The organism is Streptomyces sp. 7-21 (assembly GCF_016741785.1).
Classification (GTDB): Bacteria; Actinomycetota; Actinomycetes; order Streptomycetales; family Streptomycetaceae; genus Streptomyces.
The window spans coordinates 63,947-88,432 of record NZ_JAERRL010000010.1 but is presented as its reverse complement, the minus strand read 5'-3'; the positions used below and the strand labels follow the sequence as shown (position 1 = coordinate 88,432).

The window sequence follows — 24,486 nt, the reverse complement described above, 5'->3', positions numbered from 1 at the left end:
CAGCGCCACCTTACGCTGTCACGCCCCCGGGTCCGCCCCCGCGAGCTCCGAGGCGCGCGGCGGCTCTGCGCCGGCGCGCGAGCACGTGACGGCCGCCGCCCGCGCCGCGAAGGACAGCAGCGGGCCCCAGTCGTCCGGCGCCATCGCGGCGATGGCCTCGGGGGACAGCGCGCCGCGCGCGGCGAGGCCGTGCAGCAGCGCCGCGTTCACGGTGTCCCCGGCGCCGATGGTGTCGACGACGCGCACCGGTTCGCCCGGCACGGCGCGGGTGGCACCGTCCCGCGTGGTCACCGTCAGGCCGTCTCCGCCGCGCGTGATCACCACGGCGGCCGGCCCCGCGGCCAGCCAGCCCGTCACATCCCCGCCGAGCCAGTCGGCGTCCTCCTCGCTGAGCTTCAGCAGCGTCACGTGCGGCAGCCAGGCGGCGAACCGGCGCCGGTAGGCGCCGGGGTCGGGGATCAGCCCGGCCCGGATGTTCGGGTCGAGCGCCACTACCAGGCCCCGCGCCGCCGCCGTGCGCATCATCTCCTCGTAGGCGCTGGCGCCCGGTTCGAGGACGAGCGAGCAGGTGCCGAACGACACCGCCGCCGTGGCGGGCGGCAGTTCGGGCGGCGGGCCGAACAGCCGGTCGGCGGTGCCGTCCACGTAGAACGTGTAGTCGGCCGAGCCGCTCTCGGACAGCGCCGCCACGGCCAGCGTCGTCGGCTCCGGCCCGCGCTGGAGCAGCCCGAGGCCGACGCCTTCCTCGCGCAGCCGCGCCACCAGCGACTCGCCGAAGGCGTCCGTGGAGATCCGCGAGCAGAAGGCGGTGGGCGACCCGAGGCGGGAGAGCGCGATGGCGGTGTTGAACGGGCCGCCGCCGCGCGCCGGCAGCAGCGGCGACAGGGCGTCGCCGCGCCGGTCGGGCACCAGGTCGATGAGAGCCTCACCGGCGACGACGATCACGGGCGCCTCCCCTTGCTCACTGCTGTCCCCGGTTCCGGTCCGGGGGTCCCGGTGCCCGCCGCACCCGGAACCGGGAACCACACCTATCACGCCAGCCGCGCCGGCCGGTGGCGGGGATGACGCGCGGGCGGCGCGCCGGTAGGAAAGAAGCTGGCACCGCGTCAGGAACGGGGCGAGACAGCAGACATCAGACAAGGAGACCGCATGCGGGTTCCGCTCCGCGCCGGGCTGGCCGCCGCCGGCCTGGCCGCCGTCGCTCAGGTGATGACCGCCGGCACCGCGCACGCCACACCGCCGGGACCGGACGTCACCAACACCGTCATCGCTGAGCGGACGGTGGGAGACACCGACTACATCCTCCGGAAGATCACCATCCCGCCCGGCCAGGGCACCGGCTGGCACTACCACGACGGAACGCTGTACGGGTACGTCCAGCAGGGGACGCTCAGCCACTACGACGCGACCTGCGCGTCGGACGGCACCTACCCGGCGGGTGCCACGCTCACCGAGCCGTCCGGCCCCGACACGGTGCATCTCGGCCGCAACGAGGGCACGCAGCCGGTGGTCCTGTACGTGCTGTACGTGCTGCCGCACGGGGCGCCGCTGCACCAGGACGCGCCCAACCCGGGCTGCGGCTTCCAGTAACGCCCCGCCCCCGCGCGGCCCGTCGCCGTCAGTCGGCGAGCACCGCCTCGATCACGCGGCGGTGCCCGGCGGCCTCGTCCGGCGGGGTGCTGTCGCTGGCCAGGCACAGCATCGCCTTCCACAGCGCCCAGCCGCGGGCGCGGGCCCACGTGCCGTCGTCCTGGCGGACGGCGCGGCGGAACGCCTCGCGGCTGCGGCCCTCGAACAGCGTCCAGGCGATCACCAGGTCGCACGCCGGGTCGCCGGTGCCCGAGGTGCCGAAGTCGATCACCGCGGCCAGGCGGCCGTCGCGGACCAGCAGGTTGCCGTGCGCGATGTCGCCGTGGAACCACACCGGTTCGCCGTGCCAGGTGGCGGCGAGAGCGTCCTCCCACACCGCGGCGGCGCGCGCGGTGTCCACGCGCCCGCGCAGCGCGGCCAGGCAGCGGCGCGTCTCCTCGTCGTAGTGCGCCGGGGAGGCGCCCCGGTAGAAGCTGTGCGCGCCCGCGCCCGGCCCGTCGGTGGCGTCCGCCTCCTGGAGCGCCAGGATGAACTCCGCGACCTGTTCCGCGAACTCCGCCATGTCGCGGATCCGTTCGGGGGCGGCGGTCTCGCCGTCGATCCAGCGGCGCACCGACCAAGGGTGCGGATAGCCCTCGCCGGGCTCGCCCACGCCCAGCACCTGCGGGATGGGCACCGGCAGCGCGGGCGCGAGCACGGGCAGCCAGCGGTTCTCCTTCGCGACAGCCGGGACGTAGCCACGGGCGGTGGGCAGCCGCACCGTCATGTCGTCGCCGAGCCGGTAGGTGCGGTTGTCCCAGCCGTCGACGGCCACCGGCCTGACCGGCAGATGCCGCCACTGCGGGAACTGCGCGGCGATCAGGCGCCGTACCAGCGCGGCGTCGATCCCCGCCCTGCCGTCCTGGTAGGTCTGTGCCATCCGCCGATCATGGCAACGTCCCGCCGCGGCGGGCAACGGGTTTGCGTCTCATCCCGGCGCGGATCCGGTCATGGCCCCTCCTCGGAGGTGACGTCGCCGGTGAACAGCTCCGGCTGGACGCCCTCGGGGCACTCGGCCACGACGTACAGGCCGTGCGCGCCGCCGCCCGGGCCGGTCAGCGGCGCGCTGACCGTCTCGTCCACGCGGTCGTTGGGCGAAGGCGGAACCGGTGCAGCGCGTTCCGCCTCCTTGCGGAGTACGCACGCGGGGGTGCAGAAGGGGCGCGCAGGTGCCCGCGCACCCGCGCACCCGCGGGCTCAGCCGTCCGTGCAGAACGCGGCGGTCAGCGGCGCCAGCGGCGAGGCCGGCCACGGCGCGGTGCCGTCGCCGCGCAGCTCGGCGGCCAGGTCGTAGACGGTCGTCGCGAGCACCAGCTGCCGCTCGTTGTCCGCCGAGGCGAAGGCGTAGCTGTAGTAGCCGGGGCCGGCGCCGGTCGTCCCCCACAGCTCGCGGTCCGAGCCGTCAGGGCACGGCAGCTGCATGGTCTCCACGCCCAGCCCGTAGCCCTGCCGCTCACCGGCCGCCACCACCTCGCGCAGCTCCGCCTGCTGCGCGGGGGGCAGCAGCTCGCCGTCGAACAGCGCGCGCTGGAACCGGGCGAGATCGCTCACGGTCGAGACCATCGCTCCCGCCGTCCAGTCGTAAGAGGGGCTGAAGACGGTCATGTCCTGGCCCGCGAGGTCGTATCCGTGCAGGTGCGGTCCGTGGAGGAACGGGTCGGTGCGCGGCAGCGAGGTGTCGTGCAGGCCGAGCGGCTCCAGCACGCGGCGGGCGATCTCCGTCTCCACGGGGTGGCCGGTGGCACGCTCGATGACCAGACCGGCCAGCAGGTAGCCGGTGTTGGAGTACGCCACATCCGTGCCGGGGGCGAAGTCAGGCCCGTGCGCTTCGGCGCGCTCGATCACCTCGCGCGGCGTGATGACGTGGGCCCGGTCGCCCTCCTCGAGATAGGGCGCGAAGAACTCCGGGGTGGTGGCGGGGTCGTGGACGCCGCTGGTGTGGTTCAGCAGCTGCCGCAGGGTGATCCGCTCCGGCTGGTAGCCGTTGCCTGTCAGCACGTCCGGCAGCCACTGCGCCAGGGAGTCGTCCAGGCTCAGGCGGCCCTCGCCCGCCAGCTGGAGCAGCACGGTCGCCGTGAACGCCTTGGTGCTGCTGGCGATGCGGAACCGGTCCCCGGCGGTGGCCTCGCGGCCGGTCGCCGTGTCGGCGACCCCCGCCGCGTACGTCGTGTCCTGGTCCCCGTCGCGCGCATAGGCCACCGCGGCCGGGAAACCCTCCTCGGTCAGCCCGCTCACGGCCTCGCCGACCGGGTCGGCCGCGGCCGCCGCCTGCTGCCCGAGGCCGGCCAGCGGCAGCAGCCCCGCGATCACCATCATCCTCAGCTTGCCTCGCATGGCCCCCACTCTGCCGGGCTCCGACGCCCCGGTCACTCCCGCCACCTCCCCCCTGCCACCGGGGGCTATCCCCACCCCTGGACCGACGGGACGGCGCGGACGGCGGACCTGGTGCGGAGGCCATAGAAAGCGCGATCTTTTCCGTAACTGAGAAGCTTCACTCCGTAAGATTTGTGGCCATTGAGATGCACGATCGGTGCGCGCCGGTCGCTATTAGGGGCAGAAGGCGCATGGTGCCTTCCGGGGGCTGGTGGACCGGTTCCCTCGACGACGACACCGAGAGGCCCGAACGTCCGTGACAGTTCAGCTCGTGGGAGACAACGAGGGATCCCCGCCAGAGCTCGCCATACCCGCTCAGGCCGCGCCGGGGCGGGAGGGACACCGGTGAGTGAAGCAGCGTCCGTACGACCGACTGGTATTGCCCCGTTGCCGTCCCTGCCCGCGGACTTCCGCGCCTTTCACCAGATGTACCGCCCCGCCTACGTGCGCTGGGCCGAGCTGTACCTCGGCGACCGCGCGGACGCCGAGGAAGCGGTGGACCGCACCTTCGAGCAGCTCGCCGCCGACTGGGCGGACGTGCTGCGGCTCGACAGCCCGGCGGGCTACGCCTGGACGATTCTCAAGCACCGCACCATCGACGCGGCGCGCGCCCGGGGACGGCGTCCCGTCGTGATGGACAGCGCCGCCTTCGAGACCCACGCCCTGCACACCGCCGTCGATCCCATCGGCGAGCTGGAAGAGAGCCTGTCCATCTACCAGGCGATCCGCGAACTCCCCGAGCGCCAGCACGATGTGATCGTGCTGCTGTACTGCATCGGCTACAGCACGGCGGAGACCGCGGACATCCTCGGCATCAGCGTGCCCGGCGTGCGGTCCACGGCCCGGTACGCCCGGCACCGGCTGAAGGAGTCGCTCGGGCTGACCGAGCGGGTCGCGGAGAGGGGGAGCGGCGATGGCGTCGGTGGCTGAGTCGCCGCTGGAACGGGCGCTGGCCCGGGCCGTGCTGACGCCACGGCCCTACAGCCAGCAGGAGCTTGCGGAGGCCGAGGCACGGGTCGCGGCGCTCGTCGCCGCGCGCATGGCCCGGGACGCGGCCGCCGACGGCCGGCCGCCGCCGGGCAGCGGCGCCGTCAGCGAGGCGAAGCGGCAGCTGGCGATGCTGTGCCGGACCGTCGTCGAGGAGGCGGGAGCGCTGCGCCGCCTGGCCGCGTTCCTCGCCCGGCGGGTGCCGGAGCCTGCCGGGGCGCGGGTGCTCGGGTGCGTGCTCCAGCTGGCGGGGCGGGAGGACGGCGCCCGCTTCTGGTGGCAGTTCGCCGCCGGGGCGGGAGACGGGGCGGCCGCGTTCTGCCTGTACCTGCACCACCTGACGCTGGGCGAGGAGTGGGAGGCGGAGCTGTGGCACCGGCAGTCGCCCGAGCCGCCCGGCGACGACGGCTGCGGCCCGGAACTCGTCCTGCGGGTGCTGACGGGCCTGCGGAACGAGGACGGCGGCGACGGCGACACGGCCGGCGCCGGTGACGACGGCACCGGCCTGACGGCGGCGGCTACCGCGGTCGTCCACTACGTGCCGGGGGCCGTTGCCTACGTGGACGAGTGTGAACTCCCCCTGCCAGAGGCAGGATTCGCCCGGCGGATCGAGGAGCTGACGGCGACGGCCTGAGAGCGGCCCGGCGCCCTCGTATCCGGCTCCTGCCACTCCTTTGTAACTGACCGTCATACCCGCGTGGATGGTGGTGAGATAGGGATGAGCAGCCTCAACGGCAGCTCAGAGGGAGGCGAGTTGGGCAGCCGCCCCGGCCGCTCCCGCCGGTGGTGGGCGGCCGCCGGGCTGGCCGTCGCCGGGTGCACGGCCGCCGGGCTGTGGCTCGTGGTCAGAGGCGGCGACGGCGACAGCCTCCAGGCGGCGGCCGAGACCGTCGCGGACGCCATGACCGAGGGGGACGAGGCCGCCTACGCCGCCATGGCCTGCCCGGACGGCTCCAGCTCGCTCGGACTCCTCGAGACTCTGCCGGAGGTCATCGGCAGGGCCACGGTCGCCGGCACGACCACCCTCGAGGACGAGACGACGGGCCGGACCTCTGGGGTGGCGACGGTGGAGACCCAGGAGGTCGGGGTCGCCTACCACCTGGCCTTCGCCGAGGGCCGCGACGGCTGGTGCCTGAGGTACATCACCCCCTGCTCGGAGGGCGAGGCGGGGGACGGCGGGCCTCCGATGTTCTGCTTCCACCGGCCTAACTGACTGCCGCCGCCCCGCGCGCCCGGCGCACGACGAGGCAGCGTGAGCGCCGGGCAGCACACGCGAGCCGGTTTAGCGTGCCGCCGTCATACCTCCGAGGGAATCGTGCCGCTTTCCCTGGTTCACCCCGGTTTCCGTGGGCAACTCTCGTTTCGCGACGTCGTTCCGAGTTCGCGGCAGAAGGCCAACTGCCCGCCCGAGGGGGGCTTCCCCCAGCACCGTCCCGCAGCGGCGAACACCCGCAGCGAACCACGCGATCCCATGGAGGAACTGGACATGGCACGCATCCGCACCGCCCGCCTCGCCGCCGTCGCGGCGGCCCTTCCCCTGACCCTTGGCGCCCTCGGGGGCGTCGCGCACGCCGTAGGCCCGGTCACCGCGGGCAACGCGGCCGTAGGCGCGAACGCCGGCGTCGTCAGCGAGCACGCCGGATTCGCAGGAGTGAACACCGGTAACGCCGCCGCCACCCAGCAGTCGGCGATCGGCGCCAACGCCTCCAACCAGTCCAGTACCGCCCAGGTAGACGGCCCGAACTTCGCCCCGATCCTCCAGCACAACGACCACCGGAGCGTCACCATCAACTTCGGCGCGCTGTTCTGACCCGCGAACGCGCCCGGCACGGACGCCGGTGATGTCCGGGGTGCGTCACCGGCGTGACCGGAAGGTCACCTGGCGCGGTCGCGTCCTGCCAGGGCGCGACCGCGCCGTTTCGGCCACCATTCGATCATCAGGTGAATCCCTGATCCTCCCTGAGGAGACCCGGGCCGCGCCCTCCACCCCTGGGAGGTGGCCTCAGCCCCGCCTCTACACCCTGGGGCGGAGACGCCATCGCGACCTCCGGGCGATCCGCCGCCCGGGTGATGTCTCCTAGTTTGTTGCACATGACGACGCCCCGGACAGCCCCAACGGCGCAGCCGCCGACCTTCACGTCCTACGTGCGGGCGCGCGGCCCGGTGCTCATGCGCACGGCGCGCTCGCTGACGTCCAACCCCAGCGACGCCGAGGACCTGCTCCAGACCGCTCTCACCAAGACCTACCTCGCCTGGGAGCGCATCGAGGACCACCGCGCCCTCGACGGCTACGTGCGGCGGGCACTGCTCAACACCCGCACCTCCCAGTGGCGCAAGCGGCGCGTCGACGAGTACGCCGTCGAGGAGCTGCCCGAGCCCGACCCGGTGCCCGGGCCTGACCCGGCCGAGCAGCAGGCGGTCCGCGACGCGATGTGGCGCGCCGTGGTCAGACTTCCGCCGCGGCAGCGCGCCATGGTCGTCCTGCGGTACTACGAGGACCTCAGCGAGGCGGCCACCGCCCAGGTGCTCGGCGTCTCCGTCGGCACGGTCAAGAGCGCGGTCTCCCGCGCGCTCGCCAAGCTCCGCGAGGACCGCGAACTGGCCGAGGTCGCCGGCCCCGGCATCGCCGAAGGGCTCGACGGCGCGATCGACGGAGGGCTCACCCCCGCACTCGACCGGGACAGCCAGGCCATGGCCGCCTGAGCACACGCAGCACACGCGGGCGCGCGCCCGGCGCGATCCAGGGCTCGCACACCCCCTGTTCTTACCTCCCCGCCGGTGCCACACTGCCCGGAGACCTCAGGTCACCGGCGAGTGTGGGGAGGCCCGGTGCACGGCACGATGCAGGACGTTCCGCTTCTCGTCAGCCGCATCCTCGACCACGGTTCCACCGTCCACGCCCGCGCCCAGGTCTACACCTGGACCGAGCACGGCACCGCGCACCGGCAGTCGTTCGCCGAGACCGGCCGCCGCGCCGCCCAGCTCGCGCACGCCCTCAGCGACGACCTCGGCGTGCGCGAGGGTGACGTCGTCGCCACCCTGATGTGGAACAACGCCGAGCACGTGGAGGCGTACTTCGCCGTCCCCGGCATGGGCGCCGTCCTGCACACCCTCAACCTCCGGCTGCCCGGCGAGCAGATCGCCTGGATCGCCCGGCACGCCGACGACCGCGTCATCCTCGTCAACGGCTCGCTGCTACCGCTGCTGGCCCCGCTGCTGCCCGAGCTGCCCCGCGTCGCACACGTCGTCGTCGCCGGCCCCGGCGACCGCGGCCTGCTGCGCGGCACCCGCGCCGCCGTGCACGACTACGAGGAGCTGATCGCCGACCGCCCCGGCCACTACGACTGGCCCGTGCTGGACGAGCGGACCGCCGCCGCCCTGTGCTACACCTCGGGCACCACCGGCGACCCCAAGGGCACGGTCTACACCCACCGCTCCATCTACCTGCACTCCATGCAGGTCCTGGCGGCCGAGTCGATGGGGCTGACCTCGGCCGACACCACGCTGCCCGTGGTGCCGCAGTTCCACGTGCTGGCCTGGGGCCTGCCGCACGCCGCCCTGATGAGCGGCACCAGCCTGCTGCTGCCCGACCGTTTCCTGAGCCCCAGCGCGCTCGCCGACATGATCCAGGCGATCCGCCCCACCCACGCTGCGGCGGTCCCCGTCATCTGGCAGGGGCTGCTCGCCGAGCTGGCGGCCCGGCCGCGCGACGTGTCGTGCCTCAGCCGCGTCACCATCGGCGGCTCGGCCTGCCCCGAGTCGCTGATGCGCGCCTTCGAGGAGCGGCACGGCGTGCGGGTCTGCCACGCCTGGGGCATGACTGAGACGTCACCGCTCGGCACCGTGTCGCAACCGCCGCCGGGCCTGAGCCCTGAAGAGGAGTGGCCGTACCGCGTCACCCAGGGCCGCTTCCCCTGCGGCGTGCAGGCGCGGCTGGCCGGGCCCGGCGGCGCCATCCTGCCGTGGGACGGGCGCAGCGAGGGCGAGCTGGAGGTGCGCGGCCCGTGGATCGCCGGGGCGTACCACGGCGGGCCGGGGGCCGAGCCGCAGCGTCCCGAGGACCGGTTCAGCCCCGACGGCTGGCTGCGCACCGGCGACGTCGGCACCATCACGCCCGATGGCTACCTGACGCTGACGGACCGGGCCAAGGACGTCATCAAGTCCGGCGGCGAGTGGATATCGTCCGTGGCCCTGGAGAACCACCTGATGGCGCACCCGGCCGTCGCCGAGGCCGCCGTCATCGCCGTGCCGGACGAGAAGTGGGGTGAACGGCCGCTGGCCGCCGTCGTCCCCGCCCCGGCGCGGGCGGCCGCGGAAGAGGGGGACGGCGCCGCGCCGTCCGCGTCGTTCGAGGAGCTGCGCGCCTTCCTCGCGCGGCACGTGCCGCGCTGGCAGCTGCCCGAGCGCTGGACCCGCATCGAGGCGGTGCCCAAGACCAGCGTCGGCAAGTTCGACAAGAAGCTGCTGCGCGCCCGGTACGCCAGCGGCGACCTGGAGGTCACCGAGCTGCGGCACTGACCACCGGCCGCGCGGGCCCGGCAGCGGGGCCGGGGGTCAGTGCGCCCCGATCTTGGCCAGCAGGTCCACGATCCGCGCCTGCACCTCCGGCTGCGTCGAGCGTTCCGCCAGGAACAGCACGGTCTCGCCCGAGGCCAGCAGCGGCAGCTGCGAGGGGTCCATCTCCGCCGCCGTGTAGACGACGAACGGGGTGCGCGCCAGCAGGCCGTTGACGCGCAGCCAGTCGATGATCCCGGCCCTGCGGCGCCTGACCTGGTTGAGGTCCATGACGACGAGGTTCGGCCTGACCTGCTGCGCGACCTCGACGGCCTCGGCGTCCGAGGAGGCGTGCGCGGCCTGCATGCCGCGCCGCTCGAGCGACACCGCCAGGGCGTTCGCGATCGCCTGCTGCGACTCCACCAGCAGCACCCGCGGCGGATGCTGCTCGCTGTCGCGCGGGGCGAGCGCCTTCAGCAGCACGGCCGGGTCCGCGCCGTACGCGGCCTCGCGGCTCGCCTGCCCCAGGCCCGCCGTCACCAGCACCGGCACCTCGGCCGCGACGGCCGCCTGCCGCAGCGACTGGAGCGCCGTGCGCGTGATCGGCCCGGTGAGCGGGTCGACGAACAGCGCCGCCGGGTAGGCCGCGATCTGCGCGTCCACCTCCTCCCGGGAGTTCACGATCACCGGGCGGTAGCCGCGGTCGGTCAGCGCCTGCTGCGTCGACACGTCGGGCTCGGGCCACACCAGCAGGCGGCGGGGGTTGTCCAGCGGCTCGGGCGGCAGCTCGTCCTCGGCCGGTCCGGGCAGCCGCAGGCCGCCGGGCTGCGCGTCGGGCCCGTGCTGCTCGGAAACCTCGACGGCGCCGTTGGGGCCGTCGAGCGGCTCGGGGCCCTCGTCCGCGCCCGCCGCCGGCGCGCTGATCGTGAACTCCCGTGCGCCCTCGGCGGGCTTCGGCTGCGGCGGCGTCTGCTGCGGCGGGGCCTGCTGCGGTGGCGTCTGCTGCGGCGGTGCGGCCGTGCCCTGCGGCGGCGTGGCGGTGGCGGTCATGCGCGGGTCGTCGGCGGGCGGCGTCGCCAGCTTCCGGCGGCGCGTCGGCGTCGGTGTCGGCGCTGGCGTGGGTGCCGGGGCCGGCGCGGCCGGGGCCGGTGCGGGCTGGCGTGGCACGGACCCGGCGGCGTTGACCGGCACGCCCTGGCCGAGCGTGCGCACGCTGACGCCCGGCAGCGACCGCGGGTCAGACTTGGCGGACTCGCTGCCCGGCATCGGCAGGGAACGCGGCCGGTGCACGGTGGGGGGCCGCGGCGCGCTGCCGTCCAGGATCGGGCTGGCCGCGACGACCGAGTGCTCCACCGGCCGGGGCTCGGGCTCCTCCGCTGCGGGGTCGCGCGGGTGCTCCGGTGGCGCCTGCGCGGCGTTGCCCTGCGGCTGGGCCTGCTGCTCCTGCGGGGTCTGCTGGGGCTGGGGCGGCGTCTGCTGCGGCACGGGCTGCGGCGGCTGCGGCTGCGGCGCGTGGGCGGCGGCGGGGGGCGCGGGCGCGGCGTGCTGCGCCACGGCGGGCTCCAGCGCGGCCGGGCCCACCGCAGGCGCGTTCTCCGGTGCGGGCGCGGCGCCGGGCGCCGGAAGCTCCGGGCGCTCGTGGCGTTCGGGAGTGGCCTCGGGAGGCTTCGCGCGCCTGCGGCGGCCGGTCGGACGGTCCGTCTGCCCCGCCGCTGCGCCGGGACCACCGCCGGGCTGAGGCGCCGGGCCCGCCACGGCCTGCCGGGGGACGGCCGGCTGGTCGCCGCTGGCCAGCGCGCGCCGGCGGCGCCCGTTGCCCTGCCGGACGGGCGCCGCCTCGTCGGCCTGCCCCTCGCGCTCCTCCGGCGCCGCCTGCTTGCGGCGCCGCCCGGTCCCGGCGGGCGCCGGCAGCTGCGGCCGGCCGGGCGCCGGGGTGGTGTCCTGCCCGCCCTCGGCGGCGGCGTGCTCGCCGGTGCCGCGGGCGGGCTGCGCGGGCACGGGCATCACGGTCGTCTCGCCGCTGCCGTCCTTGGCGGCCCGCTTCGGCGCCGGCGCGGCCGTGCCGGAGACCACCGGCACCTCCACGACGTACGCCTGCCCGCCGCCGGAGCCCGGCATCTCGTGGGTCTGCACGACACCCCCGTGCTGCTGCACCACGCCGCGCACGATCGGCTCGTGCACCGGGCTGCCGCCGGGGTGCGGGCCGCGCACCTCGATCCGCACCACGTCACCGCGGCGCGCGGCGGCGACGACGATGGTCGAGTCGCCGCCCGGCTGGCCCTGCCGCCCGGTCGCGTCCACGCCCGCCACGTCGGCCACCAGGTGTGCCAGCGCCAGCGCCATGCGCTCCTCGTCGACCTCCACCTCGATCGGCGGCGCGTGCACGGCGAACTGGGCCCGGCCGGGCCCGATCAGCTCGGTGGCGCCCTCCACGCCCGCGGCCACCACCGACTCCAGGGAGACCTGCCGCCGGTGGAGCTTCTCGCGCCCCTCGTCGAGGCGCTGGAAGCTGAGGACGTTGTCCAGCAGCGTCGTCATCCGCGTGTAGCCGGCGGCCAGATGGTGCAGCACCTGGTTGGCCTCCGGCCACAGCTGCCCCGCCGGGTCGGCCGCCAGCGCGGAGAGCTCCTGGCGCAGCTCCTCCAGCGGCCCCCGCAGGCTGTCGGTCAGCACGGACGTCAGCTGGGCGTGCCGCGCGGCCAGCGCGTCGTGCGCCCGCCGGTCGGTGAACGCCAGAACCGCGCCGACCAGCTGGTCGCCGTCCCGCACCGGGGCCGTCGTCAGGTCCACCGGCACGGCCTTGCCGTCCTTGGTCCACAGCACCTGCCCGCGCACCCGGTGCTTGCGCCCGGAGGAGAGGGTGTCGTGCAGCGGGGTCTCCTCGAACGCCAGCGGCGTGCCGTCCGCCCGCGAGTGCTGTATCAGGGGGTGCAGCTCCTGGCCGCCGAGCTGGCTCGCCCGGTGCCCGAGGATCTGCGCCGCCGCCGGGTTGACCAGCACTATCCGGCCGGCGGTGTCGACGCCCACCACGCCCTCGGAGGCGGCGCGCAGGATCATCTCCGTCTGCCGCTGCTGGCGCACCAGTTCGGCTTCGGTGTCCAGCGTTCCCGTCAGGTCGCGGACCACGAGCATCAGCAGCTCCTCGCCGGCGTAGTCGTCGGCGAACGCCGCTTCGACCGCCGAAGCGTAGGGCGACCGATGGCTGTTCAGCCCGGCGCTCGTCACCTCGACTTGCAGCTCGGTGCCGTCGGTGCGCCGCGCGATCATGCGCGTCGGCTTGGTGCGGGCGCCCGGGTCGTCCTGGGGACGGCGCATCGACCCCGGGATCCGCCGGGGGTCGAAGTCGGGAACGATGTCGAGGAGGCCGCGGCCGATGAGAGGGGCTCCCGGAGCCTCGAGGGTCTCCACTGCGATGGCGTTCGCGTTCACGACGGTGCCGTTGCCGTTGACGAGCAACAGGGCGTCGGGCAGCGCGTCGAGTATCGCGGCGAGGCGAGCAGCGCCTCTCGCTGGCCTGCTGCTCACGACGTCGATTCCTCCCTCTCCCTTGAACCACGTGTTCCCGGGCGCACGTCCCCCGTGCGTGGCATTAGGGGGAGTCTACGGCCCACGCCCCGCGAAGCGACGGTGCGTTCGAAAGGAGCGATTCAGGCACCTTCGCCGCCAATCCGGGGCAGAGCGGGCACGAGCCGGTTCCACCGGTCGATCTCGCAGCCGTTGTCGCGGGTGAAGGCGGCCTCGACCGGCTCGCCGGCCCAGGTGCCGGAGACGTGGGCCCGGGCCGGGCCGCCGTACATGTAGGTGCACAGCGCGTCGGAGGAGACGGGCTCGAACGGCTGCCCGGAGCTGAGGAGGGCGTCGCAGGCCGCGCCGGGCTCGGGGTGCTGGCCGTAGGAGAGGCCGGAGACCGGGTCGCAGTACAGCTCGTAGGTGCCGTCGTCCTCACCGCTGTCGGTGACGGTGATGACCACGTGGTAGGGGTGCTGGAGCCGGGGGTCCGCGGCGGTGCCGCCGCCGGCGTGGGCGGGCGCGGCGGCGGCGAGGCCGAGCGCGCTGGCGGCGGCGAGCGGGAGGGCGGCGGCAGCGAGGCGGGTGCGCATGGGGGTACTCCCTCGGGTCACGGTGAAGCGTGAGTCAGGATGGACGGGTATGTCTCCCTGCTAACGCTCCCCGAGCCGGTTCGTTGCGCAACTCGACTCCCCGCTCTTCGCCCCTTAGGGTGGAATCCGATTGGCTGCGTCCACCGGGACTGTGGCATCATTTGCACGCACGCGTTGCCTCGTGCGACGCCGTGTGGGGAGGCTTCGCCTAGTCTGGTCTATGGCGCCGCACTGCTAATGCGGTTTCGGGTTCCCCCCGATCCCGGGTTCAAATCCCGGAGCCTCCGCCACTGTGATCGCGATGATCACCAGCAGGACGACGCGGAAGCCCCGGCCCTCGGGCCGGGGCTTCTCGCTGTCTGGCACGTGTGTCCGGCATGTGTTCCGGCATGCGGCCGCGGGCGGGCGCGTCCCGGGCCGCCCGCGCTCTTCTGCGAGGGGTGTTTGCGCAGGTCAGCCGCGTGCGCGAGGCGATGTGGGCTGCTTCACCCCGATGGATTTCACTCCCGGGCCGCACCTGCTGTACTCTGGTCGCGCAACACGGCCCCGCCGCAAGCGGGGGCCGAGCGCTCGTAGCTTAACGGATAGAGCATCTGACTACGGATCAGAAGGTTGCAGGTTCGAATCCTGCCGAGCGCGCAGCTCAGGCCCCGTTCCACGACTGGAACGGGGCCTTCGCGTATGTCCGGCTGGCGGAGTGCGGCAACAGCTGCCGGCGCCCACGGTCATCTCGTGACAGCGACGTCGTAACGAAGAGTGACGCGCGGTAGGCCGAGTGTGACACGGCTCTGACCCGGACGCCGGTCGCCGCTCGGCTGGGATCCCCCGCCCGGGGACCGGTCCCGGGCGGGGGCCGTAGCCTCCGGGGAGGACAGACGAGCCAGGCGCGCGTGCAGAACCCGGGTCGCGGGCTGCGATCGAGGGGTGAGCTGGCGGAGGAGCTGTGCAATGGGCGGCGAATCGCTGTTCTACCGGCCGAGAAACCGGCTGATAAGCACCATTGAGGCGTACCTGGGCGGGCCAAGTCCGAGCCGCAAGGATGACCCGGCGGTGCGTTTCGGCCCCGACGGGGTCGAGTACCACGATGCGTACAAACGCGGGTCCATTACCCGCCTGGGGTGGCAGGACGTCCGGGCCGTCGCGTTCTTTCCCGGGCCTATCGAAGGCCGTTACGCCTTGTGCGTGTACCCGCTGCATGAGCTGCCCGAACCCGAGATGACGCGTGACCAGGCGTTGTCTGGTGCCGCGCCAGGCCTCCAGTCCTGGTTCCGGCAGTTGTTCGGTACGCCGCTGACCGTGCACTGGCATCACGTGCGAGGCCCGTCGCTGAGCAGACTCGCTGCACGCCTGCCCGACTGGACGGAGGGCCGGATAGCTCTCCTGTGGGAACGCCCAGCCTGAGGCGGCGCGCACCACGTTCCCCGCGCTGGCCGCCAGCGGCCGCGCTACTGCGTGACGTAGTGCGTGAGGATCGCCTGGACCTCGTAGATGTCCACGCCCTTGGTGAACGTCTTCTCGATCGGCGTCTCGGAGCTGGAGATCCAGATCTTCAGCTCGGCGTCGAGGTCGAAGTGCCCGGCGGTCTCGACCGCGAAGTGGGAGATGGAGCGGTAAGGGATGGAGTGGTACTCCACCTTCTTGCCGGTGATCCCCTGCTTGTCGATCATGATCAGCCGCCGGTTGGTCAGCAGGATCGTGTCCCGGATCAGCAGGTACGCGGCCTGCACCTGTTCGCCGGCGCCCAGCAGCCGCGCGTACTCCTGCTGCGCGGACCCCGGGTCGATGGCATGAGCGTTCCCGAACAGCGCCACGTCACTGCCCCCTGTGGTGAGTTCTCAGTCGGCCTTCCTGGCAGCGTACCTGCGGCCGCCGCGCCCCCGGCCCTCCTCGCGGCGGCCCGTCCGCTCGGGCAGCAGCAGTCCGGCGACCGACAGCGCGCCCCAGGCCACGCCGACCGCGGCCGCGCCCCGGCGGCGCCAGCTGCCCGGGAGCGTGCGGCCCAGCAGCACCGCGTCCCCGAGGTCGGCGGCGATCCGCACCGCGGCGGCCGTCCGCAGCGCCGGGCCGCGGGGAGCGAGCAGCAGCGCGAGCCCGCTGGCCGCGTCGCGCAGCCCGACCGGCCGCACCGCCGTCCGGGCGTCCTCACCGCGCAGCCCGGACGGGCCCGTCAGCAGCCCGGGCCGGGCCGCCACCACCGCTCCGTACACCGCTGTGGCCGCGCCCACGGCGCGGAGCAGGTCCGGTCTCATGCCCCCACTGTGCCCCGGAACCGTCAGAAAGCCGAGAGGACGTCCCCCAGCAGCGCGTTGAAGACGGCGGGACGCTCCATGTTGGGGTAGTGCGCGGCGCCGTCGACCGTGAGCACGCGGCCGCTGGCCACGGTGCGGGCCAGGCGTCCGGCCATGCCGAGGTGGTCGGGGGAGTCGAGGGAGCCGTTGAGGGCGACGACGGGGACGGTGAGGCCCGCGGCCCGCTCCCAGGTGTCCGGCACGGGCACCAGGTGGTTCGGCTCGTCGTGCCGGTGCTTGGACATGGTGGTCCTGGTCATGTCCCGCAGCCTGGCCACGACGCCGGGGTCGAGGTCGTCCAGGGTGCGGTGCGGGCCGGCGGCGAGCGCGGTGTGCGCCTCGACCGCGCCGTCCAGGTCGCCCGCGGCGATGGCCTGCTGGGTGGCCGTCAGGGCGCGCGTCGTCCACGGGTCGGTGAAGTACGGCTCGCTGGTGCCAACGCCGCTGACGACGACGGCGCTGACGAGTCCGGGGTGCTCCAGCGCGGTGTCGACCGCGGTGCCGCCGCCCATGGAGCAGCCCACGAGGATGGCGGGGCCGGTGTCCAGGTGCCGCAGCAGTGCGGCGACGTCATCAGCGGCGCGGAACGGCCCGGTGGCGTTCGGGGAACGGCCGTGGCCGCGCGCGTCGGGGGCGATGACGCGGTACCGGGCGGCGAGGAACGGGATCTGCTCCTCCCACATGCCGTGGTGCAGGAAGCCGCCGTGCAGCAGGACGACGGGGCGGCCGGTGCCGGACTCGTGCCAGTAGAGATCACTCATGACAACTAAGGTGTCATTTTTGGACGCGGAATGACAACCCAGGTGTCATGATGGCGGGATGAGTGACAGCGAGGAACGCGCGGACCGGCTGGTCGAGGTCTTCGACCTGGTCGGCCCGCTGTACCGGCGCATCCACCGCAAGGTCGAGCTGGACACCCCCCACATGGGCCTGCCGGCGGGAGTGCGCGCCGTGCTCCGCATGCTGCGCGAGCACGGACCGATGACCGTCCCGCAGATGGGCAGGGAGCAGGCGCTCAGCCGCCAGTTCGTGCAGCGCATGGCCAACGAGGCCGCCACGCGCGGCCTGGTGGAGCCGGTGCCCAATCCGGCGCACCGGCGGTCCGTGCTCTTCCGGCTCACCGACGAGGGCCAAGCCGCCCTTGCCGCCGTGACCGACCGCGAACGCGCCCTGCTGCGCCCCGCCGCCGGCGGCGTGACCGACGCCGACCTCGACGGCTGCGTGCGCGTGCTGTCCCGCCTCCTGGACGCCCTTGACCACGTCGACCTGGACTGACGCTGACCGGGCTCCGGCCGGCCCGGGACGGTGCTGCGCGAGGGGCCGGGTCAGCGGCGGCGGACGTCGTCCAGGTACCGCAGCACGGCGGCGACGCGGCGGTCCACCTCGTCCGCGGGGGACAGACCGAGCTTGGCGAAGATGCTGCGGATGTGCTTGTGAACGGCGCCGTCGGTCACGACCAGGCGCCTGGCGATGGCGGCATTGCCCAGGCCCTCGGCCATCAGCGCCAGCACCTCCCGCTCCCGGGGAGTGAGCCGGTCGATGCGGCTGTCCGCGCGGCTGCGCGTGAACAGCTGGGCGATGACCTCCGGGTCGATCGCCGTGCCGCCGCCGGCCACCCGCCGCAGCGCGTCCACGAACTCCTCGACGCGGCCGACCCGCTCCTTGAGCAGGTAGCCGAGCCGGCCGGCGCCCCCGGTGAGCAGCTCCGTAGCGAAAGACTGCTCGACGTAGGCGGACAGCACCAGCACGGCCAGGTCTGGCTGGCGGCGCCGGGCCTCCACGGCGGTGGCGATGCCCTCATCGGTGTGGGTCGGCGGCATCCGCACGTCGAGGATCGCCACATCGGGCCGGTGCTCGTCGATCGCGGCCAGGACCTCGTCGGGCGTGCCGACGGCGGCCACCACCTCGAAGGACTCGGCCCGCAGCAGCAGCGCGAGCCCCTCGCGCAGCAGCGAGTCGTCCTCGGCGATCACGATCCGCATGGCAGTTCCACCTCAAGCGTCGTCGGCCCGCCCGGCGGGCTGGTCACGGTGAGCGTGCCGTCGTGCGCCGCCACCCGGCGGCGCACCCCGGCCAGTCCCGAGCCGCCGTCCTCGGCAGCGCCGCCCCGGCCGTCGTCCGCCACGCGCAGCCGCAGGCGGCCGTCGTGGGCCCGCACCGTCACGGTGACGCGGCTGGCGCCGCTGTGCTTGGCGACGTTGGTCAGCGCCTCGGCGACGGCGAAGTAGGCCGTCGCCTCGACGGACGCGGCGCAGCGGGCCGGCACGTCGACGTCCAGCTGGCACGGCACCGGGCACGAGGCGGCCAGGCCGGTCAGCGCGCCGGCGAGGCCCCGGTCGGCCAGCACCGGCGGCAGGATGCCGCGCACCACCGACCGCAGCTCGGCCAGGGCCTGTTCGGCGGCGCCGTGCGCGCGCTCCAGCAGCTCGCCGGCCTGGGACGGGTCGCGCTCCACCATGCGGCGGGCGGCGCCCAGCAGCACCGTCGCGGCGACGAGCCGGTTCTGCGTGCCGTCGTGCAGCGCCCGCTCGATGCGGCGCAGCTCGGCCGCGTGCGCGTCGAGGGCGGCGGCCCGGCTGGCGGTGAGCTCCGCGATCCGCAGCGCCACGTCCGTCTCCGCGCCCGCGGGCAGCAGCCGCCGCCCCGGGCTGGCCTGCGCACGCGCCATGGCCGGGGCCAGACCCACGATGATCGCGACCCAGCCCACGCCCATCAGGCCGACGGAGACCGCCTCGGGCCAGCCGTCCGCCGTCCCGAACCCCAGGGAGGTCATGGACGCGTCCGCAGGCGCCAGCCGCCACCACAGCGGGAACGTCAGATCGCGCACCGCGAACAGCGGCAGCAGCAGGCCAGCCAGGCCGGTGAGCAGCCCGAGCGTGGCGTGGCGGACCAGCCAGCGCAGCTCCCGCCGGACCGTGGGGTGCGCCAGGGCGGGGCGCAGCCGGGCCGGGGGCGCGTCCGGCCCGACGAGCTGCGGACCCCACCGGCTGAGCCGGTCGCGTTCCCGGTCCGCGAGCGTGTGCAGCGCGCGCACCGCCGCGGGCGCGAGCAGCACCCCCACGCCGAGCACGCACAGCACGGCGACCACCAGCAGCCAGCCCAGCAGCAGCAGCGCCAGCACCGCCGTGCCCGTGCCGCCCGCCAGCCGCTCCAGCGCCGTCAGCGCACCCGCGGCGGCCTGGCGCGACAGGGCGCGCACGTCGCCGCGCCGCACCAGCGATCGCGCTCCGGCGGAATCGTGTTCGTGGGTCGTCATCCACCCTCCCGCGACCGCGACCCTAATCCGTGCGGGAGTCCGCGCTCATCCTGCCCCTCGGTACAGCCTGCTGTACCCCGGATCCGGCACCTGGCGGGATCGGCGCGGCAGGGGTGCCGCACCTAGCGTGAGGGCCACACCGCGGCAGTACAACGCTCAACCCAGCGATCCGGAGCAGGACATGACCGACCCTTACCGCCTGGCCGGCGGCCCCCAGCACTCCCTCGCGCACCCGCAGCACGGCACGGCGCCCGCCGCCGGCGGTGGCGGCGCGCTGCGCACGGCGCTCTGGGCAGTGCTGGTGGTCAGCGCGGTCGGCAACACGGTCGCCTCGGCCGCCGGGGCCGCCGTGGCCGTGCACCTCGCGTGCGGGGCCGTCACCGCCGCGTGCGTCGTCGCCCTCGTCGCGCACCACCTGCGGGGGCGGCGGTGACCGCCACGCCCGCCATCGCCCTGAGCGGCGTGTCCATGACCTACCCGGGGGGCGTGCACGCGCTGCGGAACGTCTCCCTCACCGTCGAGCGCGGCACGTTCTACGCCGTGATGGGGCCCTCCGGCTCCGGCAAGAGCACGCTGATGCACTGCGCCGCCGGCCTCGACGTCCCCACCTCCGGCAGCATCACCGTCGGCGGCCGCGAGATCACCGGGCTGAACGAGACCCGCAGGACCGAGCTGCGGCGCGAGCGCCTCGGCTTCGTCTTCCAGTCCTACAACCTGGTGCCCTCCCTCACGGTCGAGGACAACATCACCCTGCCGCTGCGGCTCGCCGGCCGCGCCCCGGACCGGGAGTGGCTGCGCACCCTGATCGAACGAGTCGGCCTCGGCGGGCGTCTGACCCACCGTCCGGCCGAACTGTCCGGCGGGCAGCAGCAGCGCGTGGCGATCGTGCGGGCGCTGGCCGCCAGGCCCGACGTCGTGTTCGCCGACGAGCCGACCGGCGCGCTGGACCTGCGCACCGCCCACGAGGTGCTGGACCTGCTGCGCGGGCTCGTGGACGACCTGGGGCAGACGGTTGTGATGGTGACCCACGACCCGGCGGCCGCGGCGCGGGCGCACCGGGTGCTGGTGATGGCCGACGGGCAGATCGTCGAGACCCTGGACCGGCCCAGCGCCGCCGACCTGGCCGACCGTCTCGTCTCGCTCGGGAAGGGATGACCATGCCGCGCCTGCTGCCGATGGCGGTGCCGATGGTCCGGCACCGGGTCAGCGCGATGCTCGCCGTGGCCTGCGCGATCCTCGGCGGGGCCGCGATGATCACGGCGACCGGCGTGCTGGCCGAGTCCGGGTGGCGGTCCCACCTGCCCGCCGGGCGGCTCGGCGGCGCCGACGTCGTCGTCGCGGCCGACCAGACGTTCCGCCCCAGCGGGGACCTGCCACTCGCGCTGCCCGAGCGCCGGCCCGTGCCGGAGCGGCTGGTCGGGCAGCTGGGCGGGCTGCCGGGCGTGACCGCGGCCGTCGGCGACGTCTCCTTCCCCGCCGCCGTCGTGACCGGGGACGGGCGCGTCGTGCCCGGCGGCGACCCCCGGACGGCCGGGCACGGCTGGTCCTCGGTGCGGCTGCTGGAGGACGGCGGCGACGCCGTCGAGGGCACGCCGCCCGCCGGGGACGGCGAGGTCGCCCTGGACGCCGCCACAGCGGACGCGGCGGGGGTGCGGCCGGGCGACGAGGTGACGGTGGCCGCCGCCGGGCAGCCGCGGGACTACCGGGTCACGGCCGTCGTGGCCGCGCCGGTGCCCGGCGTGTACGTCGCCGACGACACGGCCATGCGCCTGGCCGGACGCGACGAGGGACCCCGCGCCGGCACCGTCGACCTGATCGGCCTGCGCACCGAGCCCGGCGCCGGGGAGGAGGTCGCCGACGCCGTCCGGGACGAACTGCGCGGCACCGGCCTGGTGGTGGCCACCGGCACGGACCGCGGCGAGGCCGCGGCGCCCGACGCGGCGGCGGCCCGCTCCCTGCTCATCCTGCTCGCCGGATCGCTGGCCGGCGTCGTCCTGCTCGTCATCGGCTTCGTCACGGCCGGCGCGCTGGCCGTGGCCGTCGCCGGGCAGCGGCGTGAACTCGCCCTGATGCGCGCCGTCGGCGCGACGCCGCGGCAGATCCGGCGCCTCGCCGCCGCACAGGCGACCGTCGTCGCGGGCGTGGCGCTCGTGCCGGGCGTGGCCCTGGGCTACTGGCTGGCCGAACGGTTCCGCGGCATGCTCAGCGCACGCGGCGTCATCCCCGCGGAGCTGCCGCTGACGGTCAGCCCGCTGCCCGCGCTCGCCACCGTGCTGCTGCTGGTCCTCGCGGTCCAGGTGTCGGCGCGCGGCGCGGCGTGGCGCACCTCCCGCATGCCCGCGACCGAGGCCGTCGCCGAGTCGCGCGCCGAACCGCGCACGCCCTCGCGGCTGCGGGTCAACGCCGGGCTGCTGCTGATCCTCGCGGCGACCACCATGTCCGTGGTGCCGCTGCTGTCCCGCACGGTGCTGGGCGCGTCCGCCACCTCGATCGCCGGCATCACCGGCGCCATCGGCCTGGCGCTGGCCGGGCCGGCCCTGCTCCGCGGCGCCGGTGACCTGCTGGCCCGGCGGCTGCGGCCCGGCGTCTCCGCGCCGTCCTGGCTGGCGGTGGCCAACATCCGCGGCTATGCGCTGCGGCTCGCCGGTGTCGTCAGCGCCCTCGCCATGGCCGTGGTGTTCGTGCTGACGTACGTGTACGCGCAGACGACGGTGATGGCCGCCTCCCAGCGCGACGTCAGCGACGGCACGCTCGCCGAGGCGCGCCTGACCGCCGACGGACTGGGCGGCCTGACCGACGACACCCTGCGGGCGGTGCGGGCCACCGAGGGCGTGCGGTCGGCGGCACCCGTCAGCGACACCACCGTGCTGTGGTCCTCCGTGCAGTTCGGCGAGGAGACCGTCGAAGCGGAGTCCGCGCTGATCCTGACGCCCGCCGCCGCGGATGTCCTCGACCTCGGCGTGCGGTCCGGCGGCCTGGCGGACCTGACCGGCGACACCGTGGCGGTCAGCACCGAGGCCGCCCGGGCCGCGGGCGTGGGAGTCGGCGACCGGGTGCAGCTCGTGCTCGGCGACGGCGCCGCCGTCGAGGCGCGGGTCGCCGCCGTCTACGAACGCGGCCTCGGCTTCGGCGCGGTCGCGCTCTCCGCCGACCTGGCCGAGGGCCACACCACCACCTCCCTGCACCAGCGCATCCTGGTGCGCACCGACGGCACCGAGGAAGCGCTGCGCGGCCTGCGGGCGCTGGCCGCGTCCCGGCCCGGCCTGACCGTGGAGCCGGCCGGCACCGCGGACAGCACGGTGGCCGGCGGCCGGGACGAGGTGCCGCCGGAGGTGTGGATCAACCTCGCCGTCGTCGTGGTCCTGCTCGGCTATCTCCTCCTCAGCATCGCCAACAAGCTGATCGCCACCACCGCACAGCGCCGCCACGAGATCGCCACGCTGCGGCTCACCGGCACCACCCCGCGGCAAATCCTGGCGATGACGCGGCGCGAGGCCGCGGTGATGAGCGCCGCCGCGCTGCTCACCGGCCTGGCGCTCTCCGCCGTGCCGCTGGCGCTGCTGGGCATCGGCTTCCTGGACCGGCCCTGGCCCGCCGGGCCGGTGTGGCTGCCGCTCGCCGCGGCCGCCACCGTGGCCGCCGTCGCGTTCCTCACCACCGAACTTCCCGTCCGGCGGGCGCTGCGCACCCCTCCCGCACACGCCCTGGCGGAACGCGGCTGACGGCCACGGCGGGCCGGCGGGCCGCCGCGGCAGGCGCCGGACCAGGCACCTGCCGCGGCCCGTCAGGTCTCCCGCACCGGGGCGTACTCCTCGGGCGCCAGCCCGAACGTCCAGGCCACCCCCTCCCTGGCGGTCCGGGTGCCCGGCGGCACCCGCAGCCAGTACGTGCGGCGCGTGCCGTCCGGCTCGGGCGTGGAGTTGACGACCTCGACCATCACCACGTCCTCGTCACCAGACAGCGGCACCCGCCACAGCACCCCCGTCTCGTCGCGGTGCACCGGCTGCGCCTCCGACTCGCGCAGGTAGCGGTCGTAGCCGTAGTGCTCCAGCATCACGCGGCGCAGCTCGGCGTTCTCCTCGTCCCTGATGCGCTCGGGGGTGAGCGTTGCCAGCTCCGCGAGGAACGAGCCCGGCACCGGCATGCCGCGCCAGGCGTGCAGCGCGAAGCCGTCGGGGAACGCCAGGGCCGGGCCGTCGCTCCGGTCGAGACGGCCGGCCTCGTCCCGGTACAGCTCCACCGGCCGCTCGCACACCACCGCGAGCCGCTCGTACGGCCACCACCAGCCCGCCGCGCGGGCCACCGCACCGAGCCCCGCGAGCGGCGAGTCCCCGCCCGCGCCGAACGCGCACAGCCACGCCGCGTCGTGCTGCCCGCGCACCGCGTCGAGCAGCAGCACGCGGACGGCCGCCTCGTCGTCCGCGTCCTCGGCCACCTCCTCGACCAGGCCGGCCCGCACCCGGCTCACCAGCTGCTCCGTGCTCTCCCACAGCGCGGCGCCCGTCGCGCCCCACCACTGCGCCCAGCCGCGGGGGCCGAGCCGGGCACGCAGCCGTTCCCGCTCCGACGCCCACGGCGCGTCGCGCACCGCGCCCCGCACGCTGGCGCCCCTGGCGGCGGGCGCGAACGGCCCGTCCTGCGCCCGCAGCAGCCGCACCGCTGCCCGGGGCGAGGCGGCCCACTCGATCCGCTCGGGCTCCCGCAGCCCCGCCTGCCGGTACGCCTGCCGCACGCCCGCCGCCGCGGCCGCGCGGTCCGCCGGGCCGGTGGCGGTGGCGACTAGCCGCCACCGCGCGACTTCCTCCCCGGCGCCGCCGCTGCCGCCGCTCCCCGTGCTTGCTGTGCTGGCCCGGCCGGGCTCGCCGGCCAGACTGGTCACGCTGGTCATCCCGCCTCCTCAGTCCGCCACGAGCCGCACCGCGCCCGGCACGTACTCCCGCTGCCGGATCACCCGGTACCAGCCCTTCGGCAGTGTGATCGCCGCGTGCTCCTCGTGCACCAGCCGGCCGCCGCCGGGAAGTTCGAGCAGCATCGCCCCCGAGCCGCCCGGCTCCCGCAGCAGCCGGCCCGGGCCCACCACGGCGTGCGCGTGCCCCGTCACCTCGCCGAGCGCCAGCACCATCCGGCCGCGGCCGTCCCGCGGCTCCTCGTGCGCGTCCCGCGTCTGTGGCGGCACCTCCTCTGGTGCGAGCGGCACGATCAGCACGTCCCCTTGCCGGTACATACCCGTCCCCCTTCCGGTTCCGTCGTGACGCGCCGCCCGGTGACGCCGCGTCGTGACCGACGGTAGGCCGGGGGTCTGACAACGGCCCTCCGGCCGCGCGCCGCAGCGGCCTGACGCCCTCTCACAAAGCCCCGC

25 protein-coding genes and 2 tRNA genes are annotated in these 24,486 nt (G+C 75.1%); 14 read left to right on the top strand and 13 right to left on the bottom strand.

The window, feature by feature from the left end; genetic code table 11:
* Positions 1 to 18: 18 nt before the first annotated feature.
* A complete protein-coding gene (locus JK356_RS14645) occupies positions 19 to 945 on the bottom strand; it encodes a carbohydrate kinase (protein ID WP_201868290.1) in 927 nt (308 codons plus the stop codon).
* 204 nt (positions 946 to 1,149) lie between these two features.
* On the opposite strand from JK356_RS14645, the gene JK356_RS14640 reads away from it, so the two are divergent.
* Positions 1,150 to 1,590 (top strand): cupin domain-containing protein, encoded by a 441-nt coding sequence (locus JK356_RS14640; RefSeq protein WP_201868289.1) that lies wholly within the window; start codon positions 1,150 to 1,152, stop codon positions 1,588 to 1,590.
* Positions 1,591 to 1,618: 28 nt separating this feature from the next.
* Here JK356_RS14640 and JK356_RS14635 read toward each other — a convergent pair whose 3' ends face one another.
* The 3 genes from JK356_RS14635 to JK356_RS14630 form a co-directional block, all read right to left on the bottom strand.
* On the bottom strand, positions 1,619 to 2,509 hold the full coding sequence (locus tag JK356_RS14635) for an aminoglycoside phosphotransferase family protein (protein ID WP_201868288.1): 891 nt from the start codon (positions 2,507 to 2,509) through the stop codon (positions 1,619 to 1,621).
* 68 nt (positions 2,510 to 2,577) lie between these two features.
* Positions 2,578 to 2,712, bottom strand: a complete 135-nt coding sequence (locus JK356_RS22225) for a hypothetical protein (protein WP_269137139.1) — start codon at positions 2,710 to 2,712, stop codon at positions 2,578 to 2,580.
* 114 nt (positions 2,713 to 2,826) lie between these two features.
* Positions 2,827 to 3,963, bottom strand: a complete 1,137-nt coding sequence (locus tag JK356_RS14630) for a serine hydrolase (RefSeq protein ID WP_236671326.1) — start codon at positions 3,961 to 3,963, stop codon at positions 2,827 to 2,829.
* 426 nt (positions 3,964 to 4,389) lie between these two features.
* On the opposite strand from JK356_RS14630, the gene JK356_RS14625 reads away from it, so the two are divergent.
* The 6 genes from JK356_RS14625 (at position 4,390) to JK356_RS14600 (ending at position 9,507) form a co-directional block, all read left to right on the top strand.
* On the top strand, positions 4,390 to 4,932 hold the full coding sequence (locus tag JK356_RS14625; protein WP_201868287.1) for an RNA polymerase sigma factor: 543 nt from the start codon (positions 4,390 to 4,392) through the stop codon (positions 4,930 to 4,932).
* Positions 4,916 to 5,623 (top strand): hypothetical protein, encoded by a 708-nt coding sequence (locus JK356_RS14620; RefSeq protein WP_201868286.1) that lies wholly within the window; start codon positions 4,916 to 4,918, stop codon positions 5,621 to 5,623. The genes JK356_RS14625 and JK356_RS14620 overlap by 17 nt, the downstream gene beginning before the upstream one ends.
* A gap of 84 nt (positions 5,624 to 5,707) precedes the next feature.
* A complete protein-coding gene (locus JK356_RS14615; RefSeq protein WP_201868285.1) occupies positions 5,708 to 6,202 on the top strand; it encodes a hypothetical protein in 495 nt (164 codons plus the stop codon).
* A gap of 273 nt (positions 6,203 to 6,475) precedes the next feature.
* On the top strand, positions 6,476 to 6,799 hold the full coding sequence (locus JK356_RS14610) for a hypothetical protein (protein WP_201868283.1): 324 nt from the start codon (positions 6,476 to 6,478) through the stop codon (positions 6,797 to 6,799).
* Positions 6,800 to 7,080: 281 nt separating this feature from the next.
* Positions 7,081 to 7,692, top strand: a complete 612-nt coding sequence (locus tag JK356_RS14605) for a SigE family RNA polymerase sigma factor (protein WP_201868282.1) — start codon at positions 7,081 to 7,083, stop codon at positions 7,690 to 7,692.
* 126 nt (positions 7,693 to 7,818) lie between these two features.
* Positions 7,819 to 9,507 carry a long-chain fatty acid--CoA ligase gene (locus JK356_RS14600; protein ID WP_201868281.1) on the top strand — a complete coding sequence of 563 codons (1,689 nt, stop codon included), beginning with the start codon at positions 7,819 to 7,821 and terminating at the stop codon, positions 9,505 to 9,507.
* 36 nt (positions 9,508 to 9,543) lie between these two features.
* On the opposite strand, the gene JK356_RS14595 is transcribed toward JK356_RS14600, so the two are convergent.
* Together JK356_RS14595 and JK356_RS14590 are read right to left on the bottom strand one after the other, a co-directional pair.
* Positions 9,544 to 13,008, bottom strand: a complete 3,465-nt coding sequence (locus tag JK356_RS14595) for a PAS domain-containing protein (protein WP_201868280.1) — start codon at positions 13,006 to 13,008, stop codon at positions 9,544 to 9,546.
* A gap of 122 nt (positions 13,009 to 13,130) precedes the next feature.
* Positions 13,131 to 13,583, bottom strand: a complete 453-nt coding sequence (locus JK356_RS14590) for an SSI family serine proteinase inhibitor (protein WP_201868279.1) — start codon at positions 13,581 to 13,583, stop codon at positions 13,131 to 13,133.
* A 197-nt stretch (positions 13,584 to 13,780) separates the two neighbouring features.
* On the opposite strand from JK356_RS14590, the gene JK356_RS14585 reads away from it, so the two are divergent.
* The 3 genes from JK356_RS14585 to JK356_RS14575 all read left to right on the top strand — a co-directional run bounded on the left by JK356_RS14585 (position 13,781) and on the right by JK356_RS14575 (position 14,984).
* Positions 13,781 to 13,873, top strand: a tRNA-Ser gene (locus tag JK356_RS14585).
* 276 nt (positions 13,874 to 14,149) lie between these two features.
* A tRNA-Arg gene (locus JK356_RS14580) sits at positions 14,150 to 14,222 on the top strand.
* Positions 14,223 to 14,531: 309 nt separating this feature from the next.
* A complete protein-coding gene (locus tag JK356_RS14575; protein WP_201868278.1) occupies positions 14,532 to 14,984 on the top strand; it encodes a hypothetical protein in 453 nt (150 codons plus the stop codon).
* 44 nt (positions 14,985 to 15,028) lie between these two features.
* Here JK356_RS14575 and JK356_RS14570 read toward each other — a convergent pair whose 3' ends face one another.
* The 3 genes from JK356_RS14570 to JK356_RS14560 are packed head-to-tail and all read right to left on the bottom strand — an operon-like array spanning position 15,029 to position 16,632.
* Positions 15,029 to 15,394: a PH domain-containing protein gene (locus JK356_RS14570; RefSeq protein ID WP_201868276.1), complete on the bottom strand. Its 366-nt coding sequence runs from the start codon at positions 15,392 to 15,394 to the stop codon at positions 15,029 to 15,031.
* A gap of 24 nt (positions 15,395 to 15,418) precedes the next feature.
* The gene (locus JK356_RS14565; protein WP_201868274.1) at positions 15,419 to 15,832 is read right to left on the bottom strand and encodes a hypothetical protein; all 414 of its coding nucleotides are present in this window, start codon (positions 15,830 to 15,832) and stop codon (positions 15,419 to 15,421) included.
* Positions 15,833 to 15,855: 23 nt separating this feature from the next.
* Complete coding sequence (locus tag JK356_RS14560; RefSeq protein WP_201868272.1) at positions 15,856 to 16,632, bottom strand: alpha/beta fold hydrolase; 777 nt, start codon at positions 16,630 to 16,632, stop codon at positions 15,856 to 15,858.
* 58 nt (positions 16,633 to 16,690) lie between these two features.
* Here JK356_RS14560 and JK356_RS14555 point away from each other — a divergent pair, with 58 nt between their 5' ends.
* On the top strand, positions 16,691 to 17,146 hold the full coding sequence (locus tag JK356_RS14555) for a MarR family winged helix-turn-helix transcriptional regulator (protein WP_201868270.1): 456 nt from the start codon (positions 16,691 to 16,693) through the stop codon (positions 17,144 to 17,146).
* A 50-nt stretch (positions 17,147 to 17,196) separates the two neighbouring features.
* On the opposite strand, the gene JK356_RS14550 is transcribed toward JK356_RS14555, so the two are convergent.
* A complete protein-coding gene (locus JK356_RS14550) occupies positions 17,197 to 17,853 on the bottom strand; it encodes a response regulator transcription factor (RefSeq protein WP_201868268.1) in 657 nt (218 codons plus the stop codon).
* Complete coding sequence (locus JK356_RS14545) at positions 17,841 to 19,127, bottom strand: sensor histidine kinase (protein ID WP_201868266.1); 1,287 nt, start codon at positions 19,125 to 19,127, stop codon at positions 17,841 to 17,843. Before JK356_RS14545 ends, JK356_RS14550 begins: the two co-directional genes overlap by 13 nt.
* Positions 19,128 to 19,308: 181 nt before the next feature.
* Here JK356_RS14545 and JK356_RS14540 point away from each other — a divergent pair, with 181 nt between their 5' ends.
* The 3 genes from JK356_RS14540 to JK356_RS14530 are packed head-to-tail and all read left to right on the top strand — an operon-like array spanning position 19,309 to position 22,849.
* Complete coding sequence (locus tag JK356_RS14540; RefSeq protein WP_201868472.1) at positions 19,309 to 19,560, top strand: hypothetical protein; 252 nt, start codon at positions 19,309 to 19,311, stop codon at positions 19,558 to 19,560.
* Between the two features lie 35 nt (positions 19,561 to 19,595).
* Positions 19,596 to 20,282 (top strand): ABC transporter ATP-binding protein, encoded by a 687-nt coding sequence (locus tag JK356_RS14535; protein ID WP_201868444.1) that lies wholly within the window; start codon positions 19,596 to 19,598, stop codon positions 20,280 to 20,282.
* A gap of 2 nt (positions 20,283 to 20,284) precedes the next feature.
* Positions 20,285 to 22,849, top strand: coding sequence for an ABC transporter permease (locus JK356_RS14530; RefSeq protein WP_236671325.1), 2,565 nt, complete (start codon positions 20,285 to 20,287; stop codon positions 22,847 to 22,849).
* A gap of 62 nt (positions 22,850 to 22,911) precedes the next feature.
* Here JK356_RS14530 and JK356_RS14525 read toward each other — a convergent pair whose 3' ends face one another.
* Both JK356_RS14525 and JK356_RS14520 read right to left on the bottom strand, forming a co-directional pair.
* The gene (locus tag JK356_RS14525) at positions 22,912 to 24,015 is read right to left on the bottom strand and encodes a DUF6745 domain-containing protein (protein WP_201868264.1); all 1,104 of its coding nucleotides are present in this window, start codon (positions 24,013 to 24,015) and stop codon (positions 22,912 to 22,914) included.
* A gap of 9 nt (positions 24,016 to 24,024) precedes the next feature.
* Positions 24,025 to 24,351, bottom strand: coding sequence for a hypothetical protein (locus tag JK356_RS14520; protein ID WP_201868262.1), 327 nt, complete (start codon positions 24,349 to 24,351; stop codon positions 24,025 to 24,027).
* Between the last annotated feature and the right edge of the window lie 135 nt (positions 24,352 to 24,486).

What these genes read in the sequence shown, in the direction of transcription:
- JK356_RS14640 (WP_201868289.1), top strand. Translation starts at nt 1,150, where the DNA reads ATGCGGGTTCCGCTCCGCGCCGGGCTGGCCGCCGCCGGCCTGGCCGCC.
- JK356_RS14525 (WP_201868264.1), bottom strand. Translation starts at nt 24,015, where the DNA reads ATGACCAGCGTGACCAGTCTGGCCGGCGAGCCCGGCCGGGCCAGCACA.
- JK356_RS14540 (WP_201868472.1), top strand. Translation starts at nt 19,309, where the DNA reads ATGACCGACCCTTACCGCCTGGCCGGCGGCCCCCAGCACTCCCTCGCG.
- JK356_RS14520 (WP_201868262.1), bottom strand. Translation starts at nt 24,351, where the DNA reads ATGTACCGGCAAGGGGACGTGCTGATCGTGCCGCTCGCACCAGAGGAG.
- JK356_RS14535 (WP_201868444.1), top strand. Translation starts at nt 19,596, where the DNA reads ATGACCTACCCGGGGGGCGTGCACGCGCTGCGGAACGTCTCCCTCACC.
- JK356_RS14545 (WP_201868266.1), bottom strand. Translation starts at nt 19,127, where the DNA reads ATGACGACCCACGAACACGATTCCGCCGGAGCGCGATCGCTGGTGCGG.
- JK356_RS14590 (WP_201868279.1), bottom strand. Translation starts at nt 13,583, where the DNA reads ATGCGCACCCGCCTCGCTGCCGCCGCCCTCCCGCTCGCCGCCGCCAGC.
- JK356_RS14620 (WP_201868286.1), top strand. Translation starts at nt 4,916, where the DNA reads ATGGCGTCGGTGGCTGAGTCGCCGCTGGAACGGGCGCTGGCCCGGGCC.
- JK356_RS14610 (WP_201868283.1), top strand. Translation starts at nt 6,476, where the DNA reads ATGGCACGCATCCGCACCGCCCGCCTCGCCGCCGTCGCGGCGGCCCTT.
- JK356_RS14560 (WP_201868272.1), bottom strand. Translation starts at nt 16,632, where the DNA reads ATGAGTGATCTCTACTGGCACGAGTCCGGCACCGGCCGCCCCGTCGTC.
- JK356_RS14575 (WP_201868278.1), top strand. Translation starts at nt 14,532, where the DNA reads ATGGGCGGCGAATCGCTGTTCTACCGGCCGAGAAACCGGCTGATAAGC.
- JK356_RS14555 (WP_201868270.1), top strand. Translation starts at nt 16,691, where the DNA reads ATGAGTGACAGCGAGGAACGCGCGGACCGGCTGGTCGAGGTCTTCGAC.
- JK356_RS14615 (WP_201868285.1), top strand. Translation starts at nt 5,708, where the DNA reads ATGAGCAGCCTCAACGGCAGCTCAGAGGGAGGCGAGTTGGGCAGCCGC.
- JK356_RS14530 (WP_236671325.1), top strand. Translation starts at nt 20,285, where the DNA reads ATGCCGCGCCTGCTGCCGATGGCGGTGCCGATGGTCCGGCACCGGGTC.
- JK356_RS14550 (WP_201868268.1), bottom strand. Translation starts at nt 17,853, where the DNA reads ATGCGGATCGTGATCGCCGAGGACGACTCGCTGCTGCGCGAGGGGCTC.
- JK356_RS14635 (WP_201868288.1), bottom strand. Translation starts at nt 2,509, where the DNA reads ATGGCACAGACCTACCAGGACGGCAGGGCGGGGATCGACGCCGCGCTG.
- JK356_RS14605 (WP_201868282.1), top strand. Translation starts at nt 7,081, where the DNA reads ATGACGACGCCCCGGACAGCCCCAACGGCGCAGCCGCCGACCTTCACG.
- JK356_RS14565 (WP_201868274.1), bottom strand. Translation starts at nt 15,832, where the DNA reads ATGAGACCGGACCTGCTCCGCGCCGTGGGCGCGGCCACAGCGGTGTAC.
- JK356_RS14630 (WP_236671326.1), bottom strand. Translation starts at nt 3,963, where the DNA reads ATGCGAGGCAAGCTGAGGATGATGGTGATCGCGGGGCTGCTGCCGCTG.